The organism is Flagellimonas sp. S3867 (assembly GCF_014698935.1).
GTDB lineage: Bacteria > Bacteroidota > Bacteroidia > Flavobacteriales > Flavobacteriaceae > Flagellimonas.
In genome coordinates this window covers 703,237-724,885 of record NZ_JACVMN010000001.1, presented here as the reverse complement: position 1 = coordinate 724,885, position 21,649 = coordinate 703,237, and the positions used below count along the sequence as shown (strand labels likewise).

Below are 21,649 nucleotides of genomic sequence, written 5' to 3'. Positions count from 1 at the left end.
ATTTATTGGATGAGTGGCCTTTTAATACGTAAGCAACAATTCAATAGTTGAAACAATCATAAATGCATGGATTTAGTCTGTCCTTTTCAAAGCTCATGTATTTTTAAGGGATTCATAGTCAATACTTTAAAAAAATGACTTGAAAATTTGAAATAACCAAAAAATTAAGTTAAATCCTACAATAAAATATTCTTCAAATCCCTTCAGTTGTACATTTGCGCCCATTTTTTAGAGAATTGAGCTATGCAATGTGTGGAATTGAACCCAGTGGGTAATTTTGACCCCTGGGAGCCAAAAATGATAGAAGAGCTTCTTCATCAAGAAATTAAAGAATCACTTGGAGAACGACTGGTTTTTGAAAATGAGACTGTTAAGCTATGGGACATTCGTCTTGAACCGGGCGAGCGCATCCCTTTTAGAAAACACAACACCAATTATAACTGGATGTGTGTTACGGGGGGACTTGCGTTAACCCGTCATGGTAATGGCAAAATCAGCATGATCAAGCTGGAACCAGGTGAGACTGAATACTGGGAATTCAAGGGAAAAAACTACACCAATGATCTTGAGAACATCGGTGATAGAACCATTGCCATTAATATTTTGGAATATAAAGAAACCAACATTGGCCAGCTTCTGTATTCGGACTAGATAGCCTTGATATTTGCCTTTAAACCTGTTATGATTCCGAGAATATTCTGAACCGTGTCCTCCAAATAGTATTTAACAGCTAAATGTGGAATTCGTATCGTGGTAAACCCGTTTTTAAAAGAATGCATGGCTTCCTCAAGATCACTAATGGCTTGCTCATGCGTGATCATATTGTAATCCTTGTCAATTTCGATATTGAGTTTTACCCTTGAAATAGCAACATCCACCGATTTTTTCCCGTCCCACCATTCCAGCATGGGATGGGCCCCAGCTTCTTTAAGGGCATAAAAGAGTTGAATCGCTTCGAGCGGCGTATTATTATTTAGAATTATTTTTTTAATAAGTCGGGTATGTCGTTCGCAAAGTTCAACGCCCAAAGAATCCATGGATGCGCTGTATTGCTCACGCCCGATGCTTTTTTCACAATCTTTACAAGTCATGAGTATAGGTCAAGTTTTGGTCAATAATATGATTTGGGACTATTATAACTTTGACATTCTTGTAATCGTATAAATTTTCGATGTAAAACACCCCATTTTTAGATGAAATACATTTTTTCGGATGAAACGCACAAATTCTGACAAAACATTTTAACTTCAGCGTAAGAAAAAAACAGATATGTTCAAAAAAATTGGCCCGGGAGTATTGGTCGCTGCAGCTTTTGTTGGGCCCGGAACAATAACCATATGCACATTGGCTGGTGTCAATTTCGGATATGCCCTAATTTGGGCGGTATTATTATCAATATTGGCAACAATTATACTTCAGGAAATGGCCGGAAGAATTGGGGTGGTTTCCCAAACTGGACTTGTAGATGTTATTAAAGCTGAACTTCGCGTACCATGGATTAGAAATGTTGTATTGGGAATTGTGCTTGCTGCCATCCTTATTGGGAATGCCGCTTATGAAGGAGGAAACATTGGCGGAGCAACCTTAGGATTGCAAGGACTTTTTGGAGAAGGAGCTTTAGAACCATTTTATCCTTTAATAATAGGAATCTTAGCATTCCTTCTATTATGGTTAAGTAACTACAAAACTTTGGAAAAGGTTTTTGTAGGACTTGTTGGAGTTATGGGGGTTTGTTTTGTGCTCAGTGCCATTATCACCAAACCATCAATGAGCGAAATATTTAAAGGAATGTTTGTTCCGACACTGCCAGAAGGTAGTTTGCTTACTGTAATAGCTTTAGTAGGTACAACAGTTGTGCCCTATAATCTGTTTTTGCATGCTTCATTGACCAAAGAAAAGTGGAAGTCATCAAACAACCTAAAAGACGTCAAATGGGATACAATTGTTTCCATAGCATTGGGAGGGTTTGTATCAATGGCTATATTAATTACAGCTTCAGCGGCACCTATAAGTAATGTGGAGAATGTTCTGGACATGGCAATGGGATTGGAGCCTTTGTTTGGAAAAATGTCTCGTTACTTTTTAGGTATGGGTTTATTGGCTGCTGGAATCACTTCTGCTATAACTGCCCCTTTGGCTGCGGCATTTGTGGCAAGTAGTTGTTTTGGATGGGACAATGGAATGAAAAACAAAAAATTTAAACTGACCTGGGCCATTGTATTGGTTTTGGGAGTTGCATTCCTTTCATTCGATATAAAACCTATTCAAATTATCCAATTTGCCCAAGTGGCCAACGGAATTTTACTGCCTATTATGGCAATTCTGTTGCTTTGGGTGGTCAATAAGAAATCGGTTATGGGCAAGCATACGAATTCCATTGTCCAAAACATCTTTGGGGTTTTGATTGTTGGTTTATCAATTTTCCTGGGAATGAAGAGTATTTTAAAGGTTATAGGATTGTTTTAAATGGGGGAGTGGTACATTGACATAAACTGTGATGTAGGCGAAGGAATCGGTAACGAAGCTGAACTGTTGCCATTAATAAACTCGTGTAATATAGCCTGTGGTGGACATGCAGGGGATTCAGCTTCAATGGAACAGGTTGTGGCGCTGGCCCAAAATTACAATGTAAAGATTGGTGCGCACCCTTCCTATCCAGACAAGCCTAATTTTGGGAGGCAAGTAATGCCTATTTCAGATGATAACCTAAAAACAAGTATTATAGAACAATTGGCACGCTTTGACGAAGTACTCCAAAACAAAAATGCAGCCCTACATCATATAAAGGCCCATGGAGCATTATATAATGAAACAGCGAAAGATGGAAATTTGGCTAAACTTTATCTAGATGCCATTGAATCCTATCGAGAAAGTGCCTTTTTGTATGTCCCCTATGGTTCAAGAATAGCCCAATTGGCCATTGCAAAGGGATTCAAAATTATTTATGAAGCATTTGCGGACAGAAATTATAATCACGATTTAAGTTTGGTGTCCCGCCAAAATAACAATGCATTAATTGAAAACCCCCAACAAGTGTTGGAACATATGCTACCTATTATAAAAGAAGGAGTAGTCAAGACTATTTCAAATAAAAGGGTAGCAATTAAAGCGGATACGCTATGCATTCATGGAGATACACTGTCTGCATTACAAATATTGATGTATCTTTCACAAGAATTACCTCATCATGGGATACAGCTGAAGTGAACAATTATTCCATCAACATTAAGCCCTTCGGAAAACGTGCCATTCTTATCGAATGGCCAAAACAGGTGAATGAATCCATTTTAGAGGATATCCTTGATTTTTCCAATAGTTTTCAAAATTTGAATCTACCCAATTGGGAAATGTCCGCTGCGTACAACTCCCTGACAATGGTTAACAATATCGAGGATGTTGAATTCAAAGAAATGGAACAACTGATTCAGGACTGTTATTCGAAAAGAACTGCTTCGGGAACCAAAATCCAGCGCTATTTATGGCGTATTCCGGTTTGTTATGATGCTGTTTTTGCCACAGATATGGAAGAGGTCTCCAAATCCCTGAAAATATCAACCGAAAAATTGATAGCGTTACATACCTCAAGTCAATATACAGTTTATGGGATAGGTTTTTTACCAGGGTTTATGTACTTGGGCGGACTTCCAACAGAATTAGAAATTACCAGACGTGCCGAACCCAGATTATCTGTTAAAAAAGGCTCCGTAGGACTAGCTGGAAAACAAACGGGAATATATCCCCAGGATTCTCCCGGGGGATGGAATATTATAGGTAGTTGCCCAATTCCAATTTTCGATTCCAAACTAGAAAATCCTTGTTTTGTCAATGTTGGAGATAAAATCCAGTTTTATAAAATATCAAAAGCTGAATATGATTTGCGTAAGATAGAGACTGAAGTGGGTATTTATAAACTTGAAAAAACCCCATTGAATGCTTAAAGTCTTAAAATCGGGATTTTTTCTTACCGTTCAAGATTTGGGAAGATTGGGTAACAGACATATTGGTGTGCCAATTTCAGGAGTCTTGGATTCGATTTCGGTAAAAAGGGCAAATCAAATGCTGGGAAACAATGCCAATGACGCCGTATTGGAAATAACAATGACGGGACCAACCTTGCAGTTCGAAGCGGCAGCATACATTTGCCTCTCAGGGGCTCAATTTTCAGCAACTTTAAACAATAAACCCATTGAAAACCATCAAGTGGTCAAAGTGTCACAAGGTGACATTCTATCCTATGGAAGATTAGAGAGTGGTTTTCGCAATTATTTGGCGGTAAAGGGCGGTTTCAAAACAACCAAGGTTTTAGGAAGTAGATCACAGTACTTTCCCGTTACAGAAAAAAAATGTAGAAAGGATGGAGATGAAATTCCTTTTGATGAAACTGTGATGTTCGAACCTCCAATATCCGAAGTCAAAACAAAAAATCACTTTGAACGGGACTATCTTGAGGTTTATAGAGGCCCCGAATACAACATGTTATCCGATAAACAACTTGCTTCACTCTTTGCAAAACCATTTACGGTATCTAAAGCCAATAACCGCATGGCATACCAGCTTTCAGAGCTCATTGAAGGTCATGAGAGTTCCATGTTGACCTCTGGAACATTACCAGGAACAGTTCAATTTACGCCTGCTGGCAGATTGATTATTTTAATGAAAGATGGCCAAACCACAGGAGGATACCCAAGAATTTTGCAACTCTCGGAAGAAGCGATTTGTGTGTTGGCCCAGAAAAAATTCGGGGATACACTAACGTTTAAACTGCTATAGTTTTTTATACACTTCGTCAAAAGGAATTCGAAAACGAGAACCGTATACACCGTGCTCTTCCCTAACACCACAACCGATTACCATATTGATTTCAGCCCTATTGGGCAGTCCCAGAATTTTCTTCACCCGTAAAGAATCATGCCCTTCCATGGGGCAAGTATCATATCCTATTGCCGCCATACTGACCATGAAGTTTTGAGCCGCTAGACCTGCACTTTTATGCGCAACAATACGCATATCCGATTGCCTTACCTGTCTGTATGTAGGTTTGAACAGACCAATAACCTGGAACATCAAGAATTTTAGCCATCCCATTAAACCAAGAAAGTCAAAATAAACCGTGGGCATTATTTTCTCGTAATAATTCAAAGCAAACTTTTCCGGATTGCTATAATTTTCTCTGGGTTTATCTCCAAAAGAAGATTTCAGGAACTGGAGATTGGCTTTTATTCTGGATTTCCACAAATCCTTTCTTACTACAACAACAATAATTTGTTGTGAGGTCTTTGCAGCTTTTTGTCCTAAGCAGGCAACGGCCAATTTATCCAGAATGTCTTTTTGGGTAACATGGTAAAACTCCCAAAGTTGCAGATTGCTGCTAGTTGGTGCCAAGACAGCATTTTCAATACATTTTTTCACCTTTTCAGAATCCAATTGCACATCACTTTTAAAAATGCGCACAGATCGTCTGTAATGTATGGCTTCGGTAACATTTTTTTCCATAGGTCTAAAGATACCCAAACCTATTTGTCGCTAAAATATTTTTTTGTACTATTGAAGTATGAATCAAAATAATGAAATCAATAACGTGGTCATTATTGTTCCCTTAAGGGAATGATACAGACTTGATATTGATTGAGAAGAGCCTGTATCGAATAAGATACAGGCTTTTTTTATACCCATTGAAACTAAATGAATATGGGATTTTAAAATGACATAAAATGTTGAATTTCAGCAAAGTAAGTGCATATTAATGCAAATGGATTTAGAACCCCTTAAACTGTTAAAATTATTGGGTATTTGAAACATCTATCTTTGGATACTGGAGTAAATTCAATAGAATTTTAGATTAGAAAGAAAGTTATTAATGGAATTGAACAAGTACAGCAAAAATGTAACCCAAGACCCAACACAACCTGCCGCACAGGCCATGTTGTATGCCATAGGATTAACAGAAGAAGATCTTAAAAAACCTCTTGTGGGAATCGGGAGCACAGGATATGAGGGTAATCCTTGTAACATGCATTTAAATGAATTGTCTACCTACGTAAAAGAGGGCACAAAGCAGGGAGATTTGGTAGGGCTTATTTTCAATACCATTGGTGTAAGCGACGGTATTTCCATGGGAACCTATGGAATGCGCTATTCATTGCCATCTCGTGATATTATCGCTGATTCTATGGAAACAGTGGTGCAGGCGATGAACTATGATGGTTTGGTAACCGTTGTAGGTTGTGATAAAAATATGCCAGGAGCCTTGATGGCCATGATTCGTTTAAACAGACCTTCCGTATTAGTTTATGGGGGTACAATTTCACCCGGTTGTGTAAAAGACAAAAAATTGGATATCGTTTCCGCGTTTGAAGCTTGGGGCGAAAAGGTGGCTGGGACAATGAACGAAGCAGATTATAAAAGTGTTATTCAAAATGCTTGCCCGGGAGCTGGAGCCTGTGGTGGAATGTACACGGCCAATACCATGGCATCTGCTATTGAAGCACTGGGAATGTCATTGCCGTACAGTTCTTCGAATCCAGCAGTTGGAGGACATAAAAAGAAAGATTGCATCGATTCTGGGAAAGCGTTGAAGCATTTGTTGGTAAACGACATCAAACCGAGCGATATCATAACCAGAAAATCTTTGGAGAATGCCGTTAGGCTGATAACCATATTAGGAGGGTCTACAAATGCAGTACTTCACTTTTTAGCGATAGCAAAAGCGGCTGAAATAGATTTTGGACTTGAAGATTTTCAACAAATTAGTGATACTACGCCTTTCTTGGCAGATTTAAAGCCAAGTGGGAAATATTTGATGGAAGATTTGCATGATGTCGGAGGTATACCTGCTGTAATGAAGTTTATGCTGAACAAGGGCATGCTTCACGGAGATTGCCTTACCGTAACAGGAAAAACCATCGCTGAAAATCTAGCTGAGGTCGCAGATTTGACCGAAGGACAACAAGTAATGAAGGATTTGGACAACCCTATAAAAGAAACAGGACATCTTCGCATTTTGTATGGTAACCTTGCCGAAGACGGTGCCGTTGCCAAAATCACTGGAAAAGAAGGATTACATTTTTCCGGACCTGCCAAAGTTTTTGAAGGGGAATTTGCTGCAAATGATGGAATCAGGGATGGCCTAGTGAAAAAAGGGGACGTGGTGGTGATTCGATATGAAGGACCCAAGGGAGGACCTGGAATGCCCGAGATGCTAAAACCTACTGCGGCCATTATGGGAGCTGGACTGGGTAAAGATGTTGCCTTGATTACAGATGGTCGATTTTCTGGTGGAACCCACGGATTTGTTGTTGGCCATATTGCTCCTGAAGCACAAGAAGGAGGAACCATAGGATTGGTTAAGGATGGAGATGTCATTACCATTGATGCGGAAAAAAATAGTATCGCTGTGGCTATTTCAGAAGATGAATTAGCCCAAAGAAAAGAGAGCTGGCAACAGCCCCCTTTAAAGGTTAAAAAAGGAAGTTTATATAAATACGCCAAAACGGTATCATCGGCCTCAGAAGGCTGTGTTACCGATTTGATTTAAAATATTTCCCAGATTGTGGGGAACAAATAATCCTTAAATAAGGTTTATGGAAACATTGAAAGCACAAAAAACAGCAAAGAAAAAAGAAACATCCATTCGCATTTCAGGAGCGGAAGCCATCATACATTGTTTGCTGGCTGAAGGTGTCGATTTGATTTACGGATATCCAGGAGGGGCGATTATGCCCGTTTATGATGAACTGTATAAGTTCCAAGACAAATTGACCCACATTCTTACCCGACACGAACAAGGCGCTACGCATGCAGCACAGGGCTATGCACGTGTGAACGGCAAAGTAGGGGTTGCCATGGCTACATCAGGACCAGGCGCAACCAATTTAGTCACTGGTTTGGCCGATGCACAAATAGATTCCACACCTTTGGTTTGTATCACAGGACAGGTGCCAAGACATTTATTGGGCTCAGATGCGTTTCAGGAAACGGATATTGTAGGGATTTCAACTCCGGTAACAAAATGGAATTATCAAATCACAAAAGCAAGTGAAATTCCTGAAATCATGGCCAAGGCATTCTATATCGCTAGATCGGGAAGACCAGGACCGGTATTGGTTGATATCACCAAAAATGCCCAGTTCGATGAGTTTGATTTTGCATATGAAAAATGCACTGGGGTTCGAAGTTATAAGCCTGTGCCAAAGCCGGATGTAAATGCTATCGAAGCTGCTGCCAAGCTGATTAACAATGCAAAAAAACCTTATATCGTATTCGGTCAGGGTGTAATTCTAGGAGAAGCTGAAGAAGAATTGAAAGCCTTGGTGGAGAAAGCTGGAATTCCGGCCGCATGGACCATTTTAGGACTCTCGGCGATGGATACCGATCATCCATTAAATGTTGGCATGGTGGGTATGCATGGCAATTATGGTCCTAATGTATTAACCAATGAGTGCGATGTTCTTGTAGCCATCGGTATGCGCTTTGATGATAGGGTTACCGGTAGTTTGGATACCTACGCGAAACAAGCCAAGGTGATACATTTCGAGATTGACCCTGCTGAAATCAACAAAAATGTAAAGGCCGATGTCGCTGTTTTGGGTGATTCCAAACAAACATTAGAATTGTTGCTCCCCTTGATCCATAAAAAAGAGCACAAAGCTTGGAGAGCTGAGTTCGAAGAAAAATATAAGATCGAGTACGAAACCGTAATCAAAAAGGATATTTCACCCACCAAGGACGGTTTGACCATGGGGGAGGTTATTGAGCAGATCAACATTGCTTCAGAACATAAAGCCGTTATGGTAACGGATGTGGGACAGCATCAAATGATTGCATGTCGCTATGCGAAATTCAAACAATCAAAAAGTAATATTACCTCTGGAGGATTAGGAACCATGGGGTTTGCACTTCCAGCGGCCATTGGCGCCAAAATGGGAGCTATGGAACGCGAAGTGGTTGCCATCATCGGAGATGGGGGGTATCAAATGACCATTCAAGAACTGGGGGTTATCTTTCAACATAACGTACCGGTCAAAATTGTGGTCCTGAACAATGAGCATTTGGGTATGGTTCGGCAATGGCAAGAACTTTTCTTTGAAAGCCGATATGCATCCACAGTGATGACCAATCCTGATTTTGTGAAAATTGCCGAAGGATATCACATCAAATCCAGAAGGGTTGTTGAACGTTCTGAACTTGAGGATGCGGTTCAAGAAATGATTGCTTCCAAGGACCCGTATTTCTTGGAAGTTAGAGTAGAAAAAGAGGATAACGTATTTCCAATGATTCCGTCAGGAGCATCGGTTTCTGATATTAGATTAAAATAGCATGGAAAAAAAGTGGTTTACCATATCGGTTTATTCCGAAAATAACATCGGTCTTTTAAACAGGATATCTGGTATATTCTTAAAGAGACACATTAATATAGAGAGTTTAAATGTCTCAAAATCAGAAATTGAGAATGTTTCAAAATTCACCATTGTAGTTTTTGCGCCTGAAGAATGGGTCCGTAAAATTGCAGGTCAGATTGAAAAGCAAATCGAGGTTATCAAAGCGTTCTATCACACCGATGATGAAACAATTTTTCAGGAGTCGGCATTATTTAAAATCGCTTCTGATCTTCTTTTCGACGAAAGACAAATTCAAAATATTATAAAAGAGAGTAATTCGCAGATTGTTACCGTGGCCAGGGACTTTTTTGTTTTGTCCAAAACCGGACGTCGACATGAGATTGATGAAATGCACGATGCTCTTGAACCCTACGGCATTATGCAATTTGTCCGTTCCGGCCGTATTGCCGTTACCAAGGCCACCATGCCGATTACCAATATCTTGGAAGAATTTCAAAATCAATAAAATAGCACTAAATATAAAATCGAAAATGACAAATTATTTTAATACGCTGTCGCTTCGCGATCAATTGGAACAATTAGGAAAGTGTAGATTCATGGACGCCAGCGAATTTGCAGACGGTGTCACGGCACTCAAAGGAAAGAAAATCGTAATTGTGGGTTGTGGGGCCCAAGGATTGAACCAAGGATTGAATATGAGGGATTCAGGTTTGGACATTTCCTATACACTTCGAGAAGCTGCCATAAAAGAACAAAGACAATCCTTTAAAAATGCCAAAGAGAACAATTTTCAGGTAGGAACCTATGAAGAATTGATTCCAAAGGCTGACTTAGTGATTAATTTAACACCGGACAAACAGCACACCAATGTGGTAAGTACGGTTATGCCTCTTATGAAAAAAGGAGCAACCCTTTCATATTCCCATGGATTCAATATAGTTGAAGAAGGCATGCAGGTGCGTGAAGATTTGACCGTAATTATGGTAGCACCAAAGAGTCCAGGGTCCGAGGTACGTGAAGAATATAAAAGAGGATTTGGTGTGCCTACCTTGATAGCTGTGCATCCGGAGAACGATCCTGAAGGAAAGGGTCTGGCTCAGGCAAAGGCATATGCTGCAGGTACAGGCGGACACAAAGCCGGTGTTTTGGAATCATCATTTGTTGCGGAGGTGAAATCTGATTTAATGGGAGAACAGACCATTTTATGTGGTTTGTTGCAAACGGGTTCCATTTTATGTTTCGATAAAATGTTGGAAAAAGGAATTGATGCAGGCTATGCTTCAAAACTGATTCAATACGGATGGGAAACCATTACCGAAGGTCTGAAGCATGGAGGAATCACCAATATGATGGATAGATTGTCCAACCCTGCCAAAATAAAGGCATTTGAATTGGCCGAAGAATTGAAAGACATCATGCGTCCATTGTTCCAAAAACATATGGATGACATCATGAGTGGTCATTTCTCCAAAACCATGATGGAAGATTGGGCCAATGGAGATAAAAATTTATTGGATTGGCGAGCGGCCACGGGTGAAACCGCTTTTGAAAAGACACCCGCTGGAAGCGACGATATTTCAGAACAAGAATTTTACGATAACGGGGTTTTAATGGTGGCTCTTGTAAAATCTGGAGTGGAACTGGCCTATGAAACCATGACAGAATCTGGAATTATTGGTGAATCAGCATACTACGAATCCTTGCACGAAACACCACTGATTGCAAATACCATCGCCAGAAAAAAATTGTTTGAGATGAATCGGGTTATTTCTGATACAGCTGAGTACGGGTGTTATCTTTTTGACCATGCCTGCAAACCGTTATTGACGGATTTTATGAAAACCGTGGAGACCGATATCATTGGAAAACAATATGGAGCAGGAAGCGATAATGGTGTGGATAATGTAAAACTGATTACTGTGAACAAAGCACTGCGCGAGCACCCTGTTGAGATTGTCGGAGCAAGATTGCGTGAGTCCATGACGGCTATGAAACCTATTGTTTAGTAAACTGTTAATCCCGCTGATATTATCCTTATGAAAGGAACAGCGACAACATATTTTCCGGATATAGCGGATATTTACAAAGCTGCGCAGACTATTAAACTAGTAGCCGACCCAACACCATTGCAGCAAAGTATCCGCTATTCCAAAAAATTCGGGGCCAATATTCTTCTAAAACGAGAAGACCTACACCGGGTACGTAGCTATAAAATTCGTGGGGCCTTCAACAAAATAAGTTCACTTTCCCAAAACGAATTAAAAAGAGGGGTGGTGTGCGCTAGTGCAGGTAACCATGCGCAAGGTGTCGCCTTTGCCTGTAATCATCTTAAAGTGCAGGGTACCATTTATATGCCCATAGTTACCCCGAAACAAAAGATAGATCAAACCAAAATGTTTGGAGGGGAGTGGGTGCAAGTGGTATTGGAGGGCGATACCTTTGATGATTCCCAAAAGGCCGCGGAGATTTTCTGCGAAAAGAAAAACAAGATTTTTGTACACCCTTTTGATGATCCAAAGACTATTGAGGGTCAAGCGACCATTGGTCTGGAATTGCTCAATCAGTCAGAAAACCCAATAGATTATGTATTTGTGGCCGTCGGAGGAGGAGGATTGGCTGCCGGTCTTTGTGCCACATTCGATGCCCTGTCTCCAAAAACCAAAATTATCGGTATTGAACCAGCAGGAGCTGCATCCATGAAAACTGCTATCGATAAGGGTGAAATTGTTGAACTTGAACATATTGATAAGTTTATTGATGGGGCCGCGGTTCAAAAAGTTGGTCACTACACCTTTCCCATCTGTAGGGACCATCTTCATCAAATGGAAACCATTCCCGAAGGGAAAGTTTGTCAAACCATATTAGAATTATACAATAGGGACGCCATAGTGGTAGAGCCCGCTGGTGCCCTCACCATTTCTGCCCTGGATAATTTTAAAGACGAAATCAAAGAAAAAAATGTGATTTGTGTGGTAAGTGGTAGCAACAACGACATTACCCGTACCGCCGAAATCAAGGAACGGGCATTGCTCTATAGCAGTTTGAAGCACTACTTCATAGTTCGATTTCCACAACGTCCTGGAGCTTTAAAAGAATTTGTTGCTGACATATTGGGACCAAATGACGATATCACCCATTTTGAGTATTCCAAAAAGTCTAGCAGAGAAAATGCACCCGCTGTGGTCGGGATTGAATTAAAATCATCCAATGACCTTGAACCTCTGATTCAACGAATGAAAGCCAATAACTTTTTTGGAGATTATTTGAACGACAAACCCGATCTTTTTCAATATTTGGTGTGATTCACATCACAATGTCCAACACTTTTTTTAAAATAGTCTTACTAAAACGTTTGCGGAGGTAAACCTTTGTAAATAAAGGGAGTTTCAGTGTTTTTTGTGTTAGCTTTGCGCTGTATTTGGCTCTGCCAAATGAATTACTACCTAAAAAAACAAGGTTATGCAGACACATAATGCAATACCAGAAGAATTTCAAATTGCATCACAAATCCATCAAAAAACCTATTTGGTCAATGGTGAATTAAAGGAATGGAACGGTAAAAACTCCGAAGTTATCTCTACCATATCATCAACTGCGGAATATGCCCATACCATTTTGGGAAGCATTCCCGATATGGGAGAACCCGAAGCCATGGAGGCTTTGGATGCGGCGACAAGTGCTTATGCACAAGGCCAGGGCGTTTGGCCCACAATGAAAGTTAAAGACCGTATCGAATGCATGGAATCTTTCGTGAAAAAAATGGAGGAGAAGCGCGAGGAGGTCGTGAAACTGTTGATGTGGGAAATAGGAAAATCCCTTCCAGATTCCGGAAAGGAGTTCGACCGTACCGTGGAGTACATTTATGATACCATTGAGGACTATAAACAGTTGGACCGTAATTCTGCCAAATTTCAAAAGCACGATGGGGTGTATGCCCATATCCGCAGAGGACCTTTAGGAGTGGTATTGTGCTTGGGGCCTTATAACTACCCATTGAACGAGACGTTCGCCTTGTTGATTCCTGCCTTGATCATGGGTAACACGGCAATTTTCAAGCCTGCTAAACATGGAGTGCTGTTGATCACGCCACTTTTGGAGGCATTCCAAAGTAGTTTCCCGAAGGGAGTAGTGAACATTTTGTTCGGTAGGGGAAGGGCAGTGGCCGCTCCAATCATGAAAACCGGAAAAGTTGATGTGCTAGCTTTGATTGGGAACAGTAAATCGGCCAATGCATTGCAAGACCAACATCCAAAAAGTAATCGACTTCGATTGGTGTTGGGATTGGAAGCGAAGAACCCCGCGATCATTCTTCCCGATGCCGATTTGGATTTGACCATCAAAGAATGTATTTCAGGAACCTTGTCTTTCAATGGACAACGTTGTACCGCATTAAAGGTGATTTATGTACACGAGGATGTTAAGGCAGAATTCCTAAAACGCTTCTCAACTGCAGTTGATGCTTTAAAATTTGGAAACCCTTGGGATGATGGGGCTCAATTGACTCCACTTCCCGAACCTGGAAAACCTGCTTACATCCAAGAACTCTTGGATGATGCCAAGGACAAGGGTGCCAAAGTCCAGAATAAAAATGGAGGGAAGATAGCGGAAAATTATATCTGGCCAGCGGTTTTATATCCGGTCTCTAAAGACATGCGAGTATATGAAGAAGAACAATTTGGTCCCATTATTCCGGTGGTGTCCTTTAAAGATATTGAAGAGCCGTTAGATGATATGGCGGCATCGAACTATGGGCAACAGGTAAGTTTATTTGGAAAAGACGTATACACCCTGTCGCCGCTTATCGATACGCTTGCCAATTTGGTGTGTCGTGTGAATTTGAACAGTTCCTGCCAACGTGGACCGGATGTGTACCCATTTACAGGGAGAAAAGATTCTGCACAATCTACCTTGAGCGTGCATGATGCGCTTAGATCCTTTTCTATTAGGACTTTTGTGGCCTTTAAGGACAATGATTTAAACAACGAAACCATTGAGCAATTGTTGGAAGCCAAAGTGAGCAACTTTTTAAGCACGGATTATATTTTGTAAAGAATATTTTTCATGTCCAACTGGTTTCGGCATCTCTTCTGTTTGAGTGTAATTTTGTGTGACCCTGAAACAAGTTCGGGGTGACGGGGTGAAGAGTTGTGGTCATAATACAATAAAAAACCCCGGGAGAACCCCGGGGCTTTTGGAGAAAGGGAAGAACACTAATGGAAATTGAAAAACTAACTAAACTGAACTATTAATTGTTGGGTGTGGAGCGGGTGTAAGTAAATGCACCACCTCCTTGCTGGCCAGAGGCCCATTCGGTAAAGGTTAGGGTCAGGTAAATATCATCTTCCACCAACCAAACACCGAGTTTTTTGCCAATAAGGTCTTCGTAATCCACATCGTCAAAATCTGGGAATCCAGACAGTGAAATGTTGAAATCATCTACCACGCCATCTACCACAAAACCATCTTCGAGCGCTGTAATAATGGAAACAACATTATGAAAGCTGTAAAAGCCTTCCGGATTGCCCAGAGTGGCATAAGGATAGGTTGCCCATCCCTCATTGGTTAGGTCACCTCCTGTGCTATCTAAAAGTGCCCACCGAACACCTTTGGTGCCACCGGAGAATTTAAAATCCCTGTCGGTGGAATTCTCGTTATCCCAGAAGTCGGCATGAAGGTCAGAGTCAGAACTGTTAACATGCACGGCATCAGCTTTAAATTCCGTTTGCCACCATTCAAAATTGTACATGGGACCCGTATTTTGACGTGTAAAGGTGACTTTTTTGGTAAGTTCATCTTGGTTTTCGGCAAGTGTCCAATCTACATTGGCCGCTTTGTTGAATTCGATAGTTGGGCCATCCCAAATAAATCCTGAAATGTCATCGCAGTTATTGTCAATACCGTCACCGGCGATTTCATCGCTTTCTGGATTGATATTAGGGTCTGTGTCGTCACAATCATCAGCGTTTACCACATAACCGACCACATCATCCCTGCATCCCAAAGCTTGAATGGAAATAATCGGGTTTCCGTAGCCGTCCCCGTCAGCATCTTCATAATATCTGAACGGACTATCTGGGTTTACATCTTTATTGTTGTCGTCACAGTCAAAGCCAGTGTCCCTATCGGTGTACTTTTCAGGCGCTGGGTCGCAGATGGATACTTGAATGGTCTTGTCTTCCACGCCAAATCCATCTTCGTCCATGTCTTCATAATAGGTGATCTTTACTCCAGGATTGATTTGATCATCCTCATCGTCACAGTCACCACCTTGGGCCACAAAACCGTCAGGTGCATCAATACACCCGATTTCTGTTGCGTTGGGATTTCCATAACCGTCGTCATCCTTGTCAAAATAGAAAGTAATTTCGTTGCAACCGGGAAAATCCAATGTGTTGCCGTCATCGGTATCACCACTTTTTTCAGCATACCCAGCGGGTTTTTCGCAGGCCATTTTGGTTTTTGTAGTTTGCCCGAAGCCATCTTTGTCATTGTCAAGATAAAATGTTTGCTGCGTGCAGCCATCATCCTTACTACAGGACATAGAAAAAGTAACAAGGCCTAGAAACATTAGCTTGTTTAGAAAATTAGAGGTTTTCATAAAATTGAATTTTTAAGGGTTATGTTGGCGAAATTAGGAGGGAGATTAGCTATCAAATCATGTCAATTGACGGATGGGCGTTTTGGATTGATGGATGGGATTTTAGTTGTCAGTAATCGGTAGTCAGTTTTCAGAAGTCAGAAGTCATGGGTTAGCTGTTTTGCATTTGAACTTTGGGTTTGAGCTTTTTAGAGGTGAAGGGTGAAAGGCAAACACTACTACGGATGACATTGCTCTGTGTGACATTGAGCATCCAACAATCCAATAAGGTCTTGCGTATCATCGTAATACCCACATCTCATTTTCGCCCCCTACGTCCCTTTGGGACACTTCACCTTAAAAGAGTAAAGAACAATCTTGTTTAAACAAAATAATTAGGGCCGCATAGCGACCCTAATTACAATTAGATAAAACCTAAAAATTAAACTAACTACTGATCATTCTCGGGGGTGTACTCCCATATATCTTTTTTGGATGGGCCAGCAACGGTACCAAAGCCCACATAGCCCTTGCCGTTTACTGTAGCTCCGAAAGCACCGTATCTTTTGGTTCCCAGAAAGTTAGTCTTTTGTACCCAGGTATCGGTGGCCGGGGTGTATTCCCACCAATCCAAAGCCCCAGCATTGGGGACACTATAACCTTCACCACCCAGCCCCAAATAGGCCTTATCGCCGATCACAAAACCGGTAGGCCTACTTTTACCAATGGTAGGGCCAATGTTGGGTTTATGGGTAAGGGAATTATCGGCCGGATCAAAAATGAACATTTCTGCGGGATAGTCATCGCCGCTTGGGTCATGTCCCATAAACAGATAGGCCTTGCCATCAATGACCAACGAAAGACCAACTCTTTTTCTAAATTCTGGGTAATTTCCAATAATACTCCATTGTTCGGTTTGGGGATCAAACTGCATTAATTCATCTAAAGAACCATTAAGGTTTCTTCCACCAAGTGAGTACCCCATACCGTTGATGGAAAAAGAAAAAGATGAACTAACAACCCTTGGAAGATTGGCCAAAGCGGTCCAGTTGTTGGTAACAGGGTCATATTTATAGCAAGATCCAAAATATGAGCCATTTTCGTTCGTATTGTGACCACCGGCCACATAAATAATCCCATCAATAGCAAAACTGATTGCATCAGCGGTAAGAGGTGTGCCAGGATAACTTTTCTTTTTCTGCAAATTACCTGAAACAACATTGTAAGCCCAGAATTCATCTGTAAAGAGTATGCTGGAAGCATTACGAAAACCTAAGCCAAAATAAATAATATCATCAATTGTGTGGGCAACTCCGTTAATTGAACCTTCCATCTGGCTAACATCAATATTTTCCAATTGTCGCCAAGGGCTAAGGGTAACGGTAAAGTTTTGGCCGCTGGTGGCCTGTTGGCCGTTTACGGTGATCCTTATGGCCCCGGTAGTGGCGCCCTCGGGCACAGTAACTGTTAAGCTGGTGGCCGTGGCATTGCTTACCGTGGCGGCCACCCCGTTAAAGTGAACCATGTTCTCGCTAGCTGTAGCGCTAAAGTTTTCACCGGTAATGGTCACTTCGGTGCCCACTTCACCTTCGGTGGGTGAAAAGCTGGTTATGGAGACCATAGGTTCCAATACGGTAAAGTCGTCCGTGCTGGTTGCGGTATTTTCACCTACGGTAACACTGATCTTTCCGGTAGTGGCGCCCTCGGGCACGGTAACGGTTAAGCTGGTGGCTGTAGCAGTGCTTACGGTAGCGTCGGTACCATTAAATTGTACGGTATTTTCACTTAGTGTAGTGTTAAAGTTGGTGCCTGTTATGGTCACTTGGGTGCCGACTTCGCCCTCGGCAGGTGAAAAGCTTGCGATCGTGGGTTCTGGCTCTGGCACGATCACGGTAAAATCGGTACCGCTTGTGGCGGTTTTGCCACCGACCGCCACACTGATCTTTCCGGTGGTGGCACCCTCGGGCACGGCGACTTTTAAACTAGTGGTGGAAGCGGTACTCACCGTGGCGCTGGTACCGTTGAACTTTACGGTATTATCGGCCGCAGTGGCACTAAAATTGGTTCCGGTAATGGTCACTTGGGCGCCCACTTCACCCTCGGTGGGTGAAAAGCTTGCAATGGTGGGCGATTCGGGTTGCGGCTCTGCAACGGTAAAGTTACCGCTGCTAGATACGGCGGTCTGTGTTCCCACGGCAACGCTGATCTTTCCGGTGGTGGCGCCCTGGGGCACAGTGGTGACCAAAGTGGTGGCCGTTGCGCTGCTCACGGCGGCCGTGGTGCCGTTGAACTTTATCACATTGTCGCTGGCCGTGGCGCCAAAATTGGTTCCGGTAATGGTCACTTGGGCGCCCACTTCGCCCTCAGTGGGTGAAAAGCTTGCAATGGTCGCGGGCTTTGGCGACTCGGGACCGTCGTCCTTTCCGCAGGTGATCAAGATTATTCCAAATAGGATAAGTAATGGGTACTGTAATTTTTTCATAACTAAGAAGGTTTGTTAAATTCATATAAATGAACAACTTATGTGAATGGGCAGTGGGGTTGAATATATGGATGGTGTTTTTGGATTGATGGATGGAGGTTGAAAGGTGGAGGGTGAGGAGCTTTTTTGTCAAACTCCAAACTCCAATAATCAAAAACCCTTTGCAAGGAAGACACTTCGATAGCATTTCGACAGGCTCAGTGTGACAGCTAAGGGTGACATTGGTTTCTGTTTGATATGAATTACACGAATTTCTCAAATCTTGCATCCAACTTCTCAATTCTAGTTTCTCAATCCTTATGTCCTATTTCTAACCCTTTCCGTCCCTTCGGGACATTTTTACCTTCCCTTCCCTTCGATACTTCGACAGGCTCAGTGTGACATTGCTCAGTGTGACATTGGTTTCTGTTTGATACGAATTACACGAATTTCTCAAATCTTGTATCCGACTTCTAACATCCCACAATCCAACTTCTCAATTCTAGTTTCTCAATCCTTATGTCCTATTTCTAACCCTTTCCGTTCCTTCGGGATATTTTTCCCTTCCCTTCCCTTCGATACTTCGACAGGCTCAGTGTGACATTGCTCAGTGTGACATTGGTTTCTGTTTGATACGAATTACACGAATTTCTCAAATCTTGTATCCGACTTCTAACATCCCACAATCCAACTTCTCAATTCTAGTTTCTCAATCCTCATGCCCTATTTCTAAACCTTTTTGTCCCTTTGGCTTTGCTCAGGGTACGGGAAAGGAGCTTTTATTTTTTCAGTATTCAGTGGTCGGTAGTCAGTAGTGAGTACTCAGCATCCAACATTCTAACAATCCAATCTCCCAATACTCATATCTAAATTCTAACACCTCTATACCCACATCTTCTTATTTTAAAAAAGAAAAGGGACCCATATAGAGCCCCTCTTCCCGCAAGTATCCACATCAAATGGGTGTGGTAAACTTTAATCAATATCATTTACACGATCACCGGTACCGTAGTTAAAGTTGATCACCTTGGTCTCGCCGTTTCTAACGCTAACCGAAGTTGCACCCGAAAAACCTTCTTGGCCAATGTTGACACTACTGGTATAGCCTGAGCCATCTGCTAATTTTATGGCCGTTCCGTTCCAACTTACCTCTCCTGTAGCGGGATCAGTGGTAAAACCGGAAAGCTCAAAGAGCGCTCCAGAACCAGAGGAAGGCAGAAGGCTCTCTATACTTACATCAAATTGCTCGGTATAGCCCGATCCGGTATTGGTAACAGCCAAACCGGTGACCTCGCCTGTTCCGTTATCCAATACGGCAATACCTGTAGCCTGCTCATGTTCCGGTTCTACAACCAAACCTTTTGGTGTTGTATAGGAGTACACGCTGGTGCGGGCACCTTCAATATCGGTGGTGCCGAGGGCATTGTCATCATCAAATACCAAATTGCCATTGTCCACTCTTAAAATCAGCTCCAGGGCAAAAAAACCTTCCGGAGCCGGACTGGTTACAACTTGACCATCATCGTCCAATTGAAATACATCAATGGCCGAGGCGGTCTCTATGGTGCCGGGGGTACTGTTGTACTCATAACCAATATTGGGACGTACCACATAGCCACTGGTCACCCCGCTATTGTCCAGATCAAATTGGTATTGGAAGGCCATATCTGTAATTTCTAAACTGGCTGGGGTGCTAGGGCTACCCTCTGGGCCCACGGTAATGGTAGGTATACTGTTATAACCATCGCCAGAGTTTAAAATCTCAAATTGTCTAATTTCTCCACTGTATTTTACGCTGCCAACCGTTGCAGGGGTGGTAACACCGCCTTGTGGTTCCAACCTAATATTGAAAGCGGTAACCACATAGGGTGTAAATAAAACTCCAAGATTGAAGTTATATTCTCCGGGAGTCAATCTTCCTGTAAAAGAGGTAACCATTGTGGTAATTGGGATTGGGGTTACATTCCCATTATCATCCGTTATATCCAGAATAACATCCACGTTGGATTGCGAGGCATATTCCCCTTCAGATGTTATTTCATAGGTGTCAAACTCCCAGTCCATCCAGGCTTCGATTAAGGCGGTATCGCCTGCTTGTATGGGGTTGTCGGACTCGCTAACGGTGATTACCGGTGTCAACTGAAAATCGTCCGATCCGGGATTGCCCCTAAATCTTAGGTAGTTAAAGTCATCTTCCAAAGGAAAATCGTCTATGCTGGAATCAAACTCTCCTTCCAAAACCCCACGGTACATGGGCTGGAAGTTGTTCATGGCAAAGCCACGGCCAGCAGGTGGAGGTTCCGGGAAAACTGCTTGTGCCCCATTTACGTCCGGAGTGCCAGTGGCGACAATGTCCGTTCCAAAAAGGGCGGGCTGTACACCTAGGTTAAAGCCAACGTCCTCGCCGTTTTCCATGGTCCAGGCCATGGTCTGGTCTGCCTCTACCAAGGGGAGCAGCAGATCTATATCGGTACCTTCTTCGGTGGCTGGCACCACCATGCTGTACGCTCCGGTGGCATTGTCCACCGTGGCCACGCCTATGTCACCTTCGGTAAAGGAGAAAGAGCCAAGAACATAAATGGATGTTTCATTGGAAAAGCTGCTATCTTCCACGGTAGAGTGCGAAGCGTTGAAGCTATCATCAAAATTGGCACGTACAGTGATGTTCTGTGGCACTTCGGGCAGATTATTGGTAAGATCGGTCTCGATTTCAACATTACCTTTAATAGTGGCAGTTTGGGTACCGGTAAGTGACATGAGCTCTACCTTGGAGGCCTCGGAGGTCTCAATGGGGACAATGTTATCGTTGACCCGCTCAAAGTGAACATTTTCAGTGGCACGGCCAAAGTCAACAATATAAGAAATGTTTAAATGGTCATCGGAATTGATGGCGACCACATGTCCGCCCAATGCAATGTCCACAAATGCGGCATTACCGTTGGCATCGGTTGTTGCGGTATTGGTAGAGCCATCGCTGGCATTGGTTAGGGTAATGGTCGCACCTGCTACGGGCACGTCGTCGGAATGTGCTGTCACGGTATAGTCCAATGCCACGCCTGCGGCTGCAAGCGCAGCGGCGTTAGCAGCTGCGGCCGCCTCTTCTTCGGCTTTTTCGGCGGCCTCTTTGGCAGCTTGTTCAGCGGCGATCTTTTCGGCCTGGTCTCGTTGGTGGTCCAGTAAGTCTCCTTCGCTGAAGTCATCGTTACAGGAGCTCACAAATACCCCGCAGGCAAGTACCACGAACAGGGTGGATAAAATGTTTCTGTTTTTCAT

16 protein-coding genes are annotated in these 21,649 nt (G+C 42.5%); 11 read left to right on the top strand and 5 right to left on the bottom strand.

What is annotated here, in order from left to right; all coding sequences use genetic code 11:
* Nucleotides 1-297: 297 nt before the first annotated feature.
* Nucleotides 298-651: a hypothetical protein gene (locus IAG46_RS03225; protein WP_190808878.1), complete on the top strand. Its 354-nt coding sequence runs from the start codon at nt 298-300 to the stop codon at nt 649-651.
* On the opposite strand, the gene IAG46_RS03220 is transcribed toward IAG46_RS03225, so the two are convergent.
* A complete protein-coding gene (locus IAG46_RS03220) occupies nt 648-1,091 on the bottom strand; it encodes a hypothetical protein (protein ID WP_190808877.1) in 444 nt (147 codons plus the stop codon). The genes IAG46_RS03225 and IAG46_RS03220 overlap by 4 nt on opposite strands.
* A 178-nt stretch (nt 1,092-1,269) precedes the next feature.
* Here IAG46_RS03220 and IAG46_RS03215 point away from each other — a divergent pair, with 178 nt between their 5' ends.
* Genes IAG46_RS03215 through IAG46_RS03200 form a run of 4 tightly spaced genes read left to right on the top strand, consistent with a single transcriptional unit; the run spans nt 1,270 to nt 4,770 of the window.
* Nucleotides 1,270-2,466 carry an Nramp family divalent metal transporter gene (locus IAG46_RS03215; RefSeq protein ID WP_190808876.1) on the top strand — a complete coding sequence of 399 codons (1,197 nt, stop codon included), beginning with the start codon at nt 1,270-1,272 and terminating at the stop codon, nt 2,464-2,466.
* Nucleotides 2,467-3,207: a 5-oxoprolinase subunit PxpA gene (gene pxpA, locus IAG46_RS03210; RefSeq protein WP_190808875.1), complete on the top strand. Its 741-nt coding sequence runs from the start codon at nt 2,467-2,469 to the stop codon at nt 3,205-3,207. It begins immediately after the preceding gene.
* Nucleotides 3,120-3,938: a 5-oxoprolinase subunit PxpB gene (pxpB, locus tag IAG46_RS03205; RefSeq protein WP_223826564.1), complete on the top strand. Its 819-nt coding sequence runs from the start codon at nt 3,120-3,122 to the stop codon at nt 3,936-3,938. Before pxpA ends, pxpB begins: the two co-directional genes overlap by 88 nt.
* Entirely contained in the window at nt 3,931-4,770 is an 840-nt protein-coding gene (locus IAG46_RS03200) for a biotin-dependent carboxyltransferase family protein (protein WP_190808874.1), read from the top strand. Before pxpB ends, IAG46_RS03200 begins: the two co-directional genes overlap by 8 nt.
* Here the strand turns inward: IAG46_RS03200 and IAG46_RS03195 are convergent.
* A complete protein-coding gene (locus tag IAG46_RS03195) occupies nt 4,765-5,493 on the bottom strand; it encodes a nitroreductase family protein (protein WP_190808873.1) in 729 nt (242 codons plus the stop codon). The two genes, IAG46_RS03200 and IAG46_RS03195, sit on opposite strands and share 6 nt — an antisense overlap.
* A 364-nt stretch (nt 5,494-5,857) precedes the next feature.
* Between IAG46_RS03195 and ilvD the strand changes: the two genes are divergently transcribed.
* From ilvD to IAG46_RS03165, 6 genes are all read left to right on the top strand, one after another.
* The gene (gene ilvD, locus IAG46_RS03190) at nt 5,858-7,534 is read left to right on the top strand and encodes a dihydroxy-acid dehydratase (protein ID WP_190808872.1); all 1,677 of its coding nucleotides are present in this window, start codon (nt 5,858-5,860) and stop codon (nt 7,532-7,534) included.
* A 46-nt stretch (nt 7,535-7,580) separates the two neighbouring features.
* Nucleotides 7,581-9,314: a biosynthetic-type acetolactate synthase large subunit gene (ilvB, locus tag IAG46_RS03185; RefSeq protein WP_190808871.1), complete on the top strand. Its 1,734-nt coding sequence runs from the start codon at nt 7,581-7,583 to the stop codon at nt 9,312-9,314.
* Nucleotide 9,315: 1 nt separating this feature from the next.
* Nucleotides 9,316-9,843, top strand: a complete 528-nt coding sequence (gene ilvN / locus IAG46_RS03180; RefSeq protein ID WP_190808870.1) for an acetolactate synthase small subunit — start codon at nt 9,316-9,318, stop codon at nt 9,841-9,843.
* A gap of 25 nt (nt 9,844-9,868) precedes the next feature.
* Complete coding sequence (ilvC, locus tag IAG46_RS03175; protein WP_190808869.1) at nt 9,869-11,344, top strand: ketol-acid reductoisomerase; 1,476 nt, start codon at nt 9,869-9,871, stop codon at nt 11,342-11,344.
* Nucleotides 11,345-11,374: 30 nt separating this feature from the next.
* Nucleotides 11,375-12,640, top strand: a complete 1,266-nt coding sequence (gene ilvA / locus IAG46_RS03170) for a threonine ammonia-lyase IlvA (RefSeq protein ID WP_190808868.1) — start codon at nt 11,375-11,377, stop codon at nt 12,638-12,640.
* 157 nt (nt 12,641-12,797) lie between these two features.
* Complete coding sequence (locus IAG46_RS03165) at nt 12,798-14,387, top strand: NADP-dependent glyceraldehyde-3-phosphate dehydrogenase (protein ID WP_190808867.1); 1,590 nt, start codon at nt 12,798-12,800, stop codon at nt 14,385-14,387.
* Nucleotides 14,388-14,583: 196 nt separating this feature from the next.
* Here IAG46_RS03165 and IAG46_RS03160 read toward each other — a convergent pair whose 3' ends face one another.
* The 3 genes from IAG46_RS03160 to IAG46_RS03150 form a co-directional block, all read right to left on the bottom strand.
* Nucleotides 14,584-15,906 carry a putative metal-binding motif-containing protein gene (locus tag IAG46_RS03160; protein WP_223826563.1) on the bottom strand — a complete coding sequence of 441 codons (1,323 nt, stop codon included), beginning with the start codon at nt 15,904-15,906 and terminating at the stop codon, nt 14,584-14,586.
* A 460-nt stretch (nt 15,907-16,366) separates the two neighbouring features.
* Complete coding sequence (locus IAG46_RS03155) at nt 16,367-18,397, bottom strand: IPT/TIG domain-containing protein (RefSeq protein WP_190808865.1); 2,031 nt, start codon at nt 18,395-18,397, stop codon at nt 16,367-16,369.
* Nucleotides 18,398-19,351: 954 nt separating this feature from the next.
* Nucleotides 19,352-21,649: a carboxypeptidase-like regulatory domain-containing protein gene (locus IAG46_RS03150; RefSeq protein WP_190808864.1), complete on the bottom strand. Its 2,298-nt coding sequence runs from the start codon at nt 21,647-21,649 to the stop codon at nt 19,352-19,354.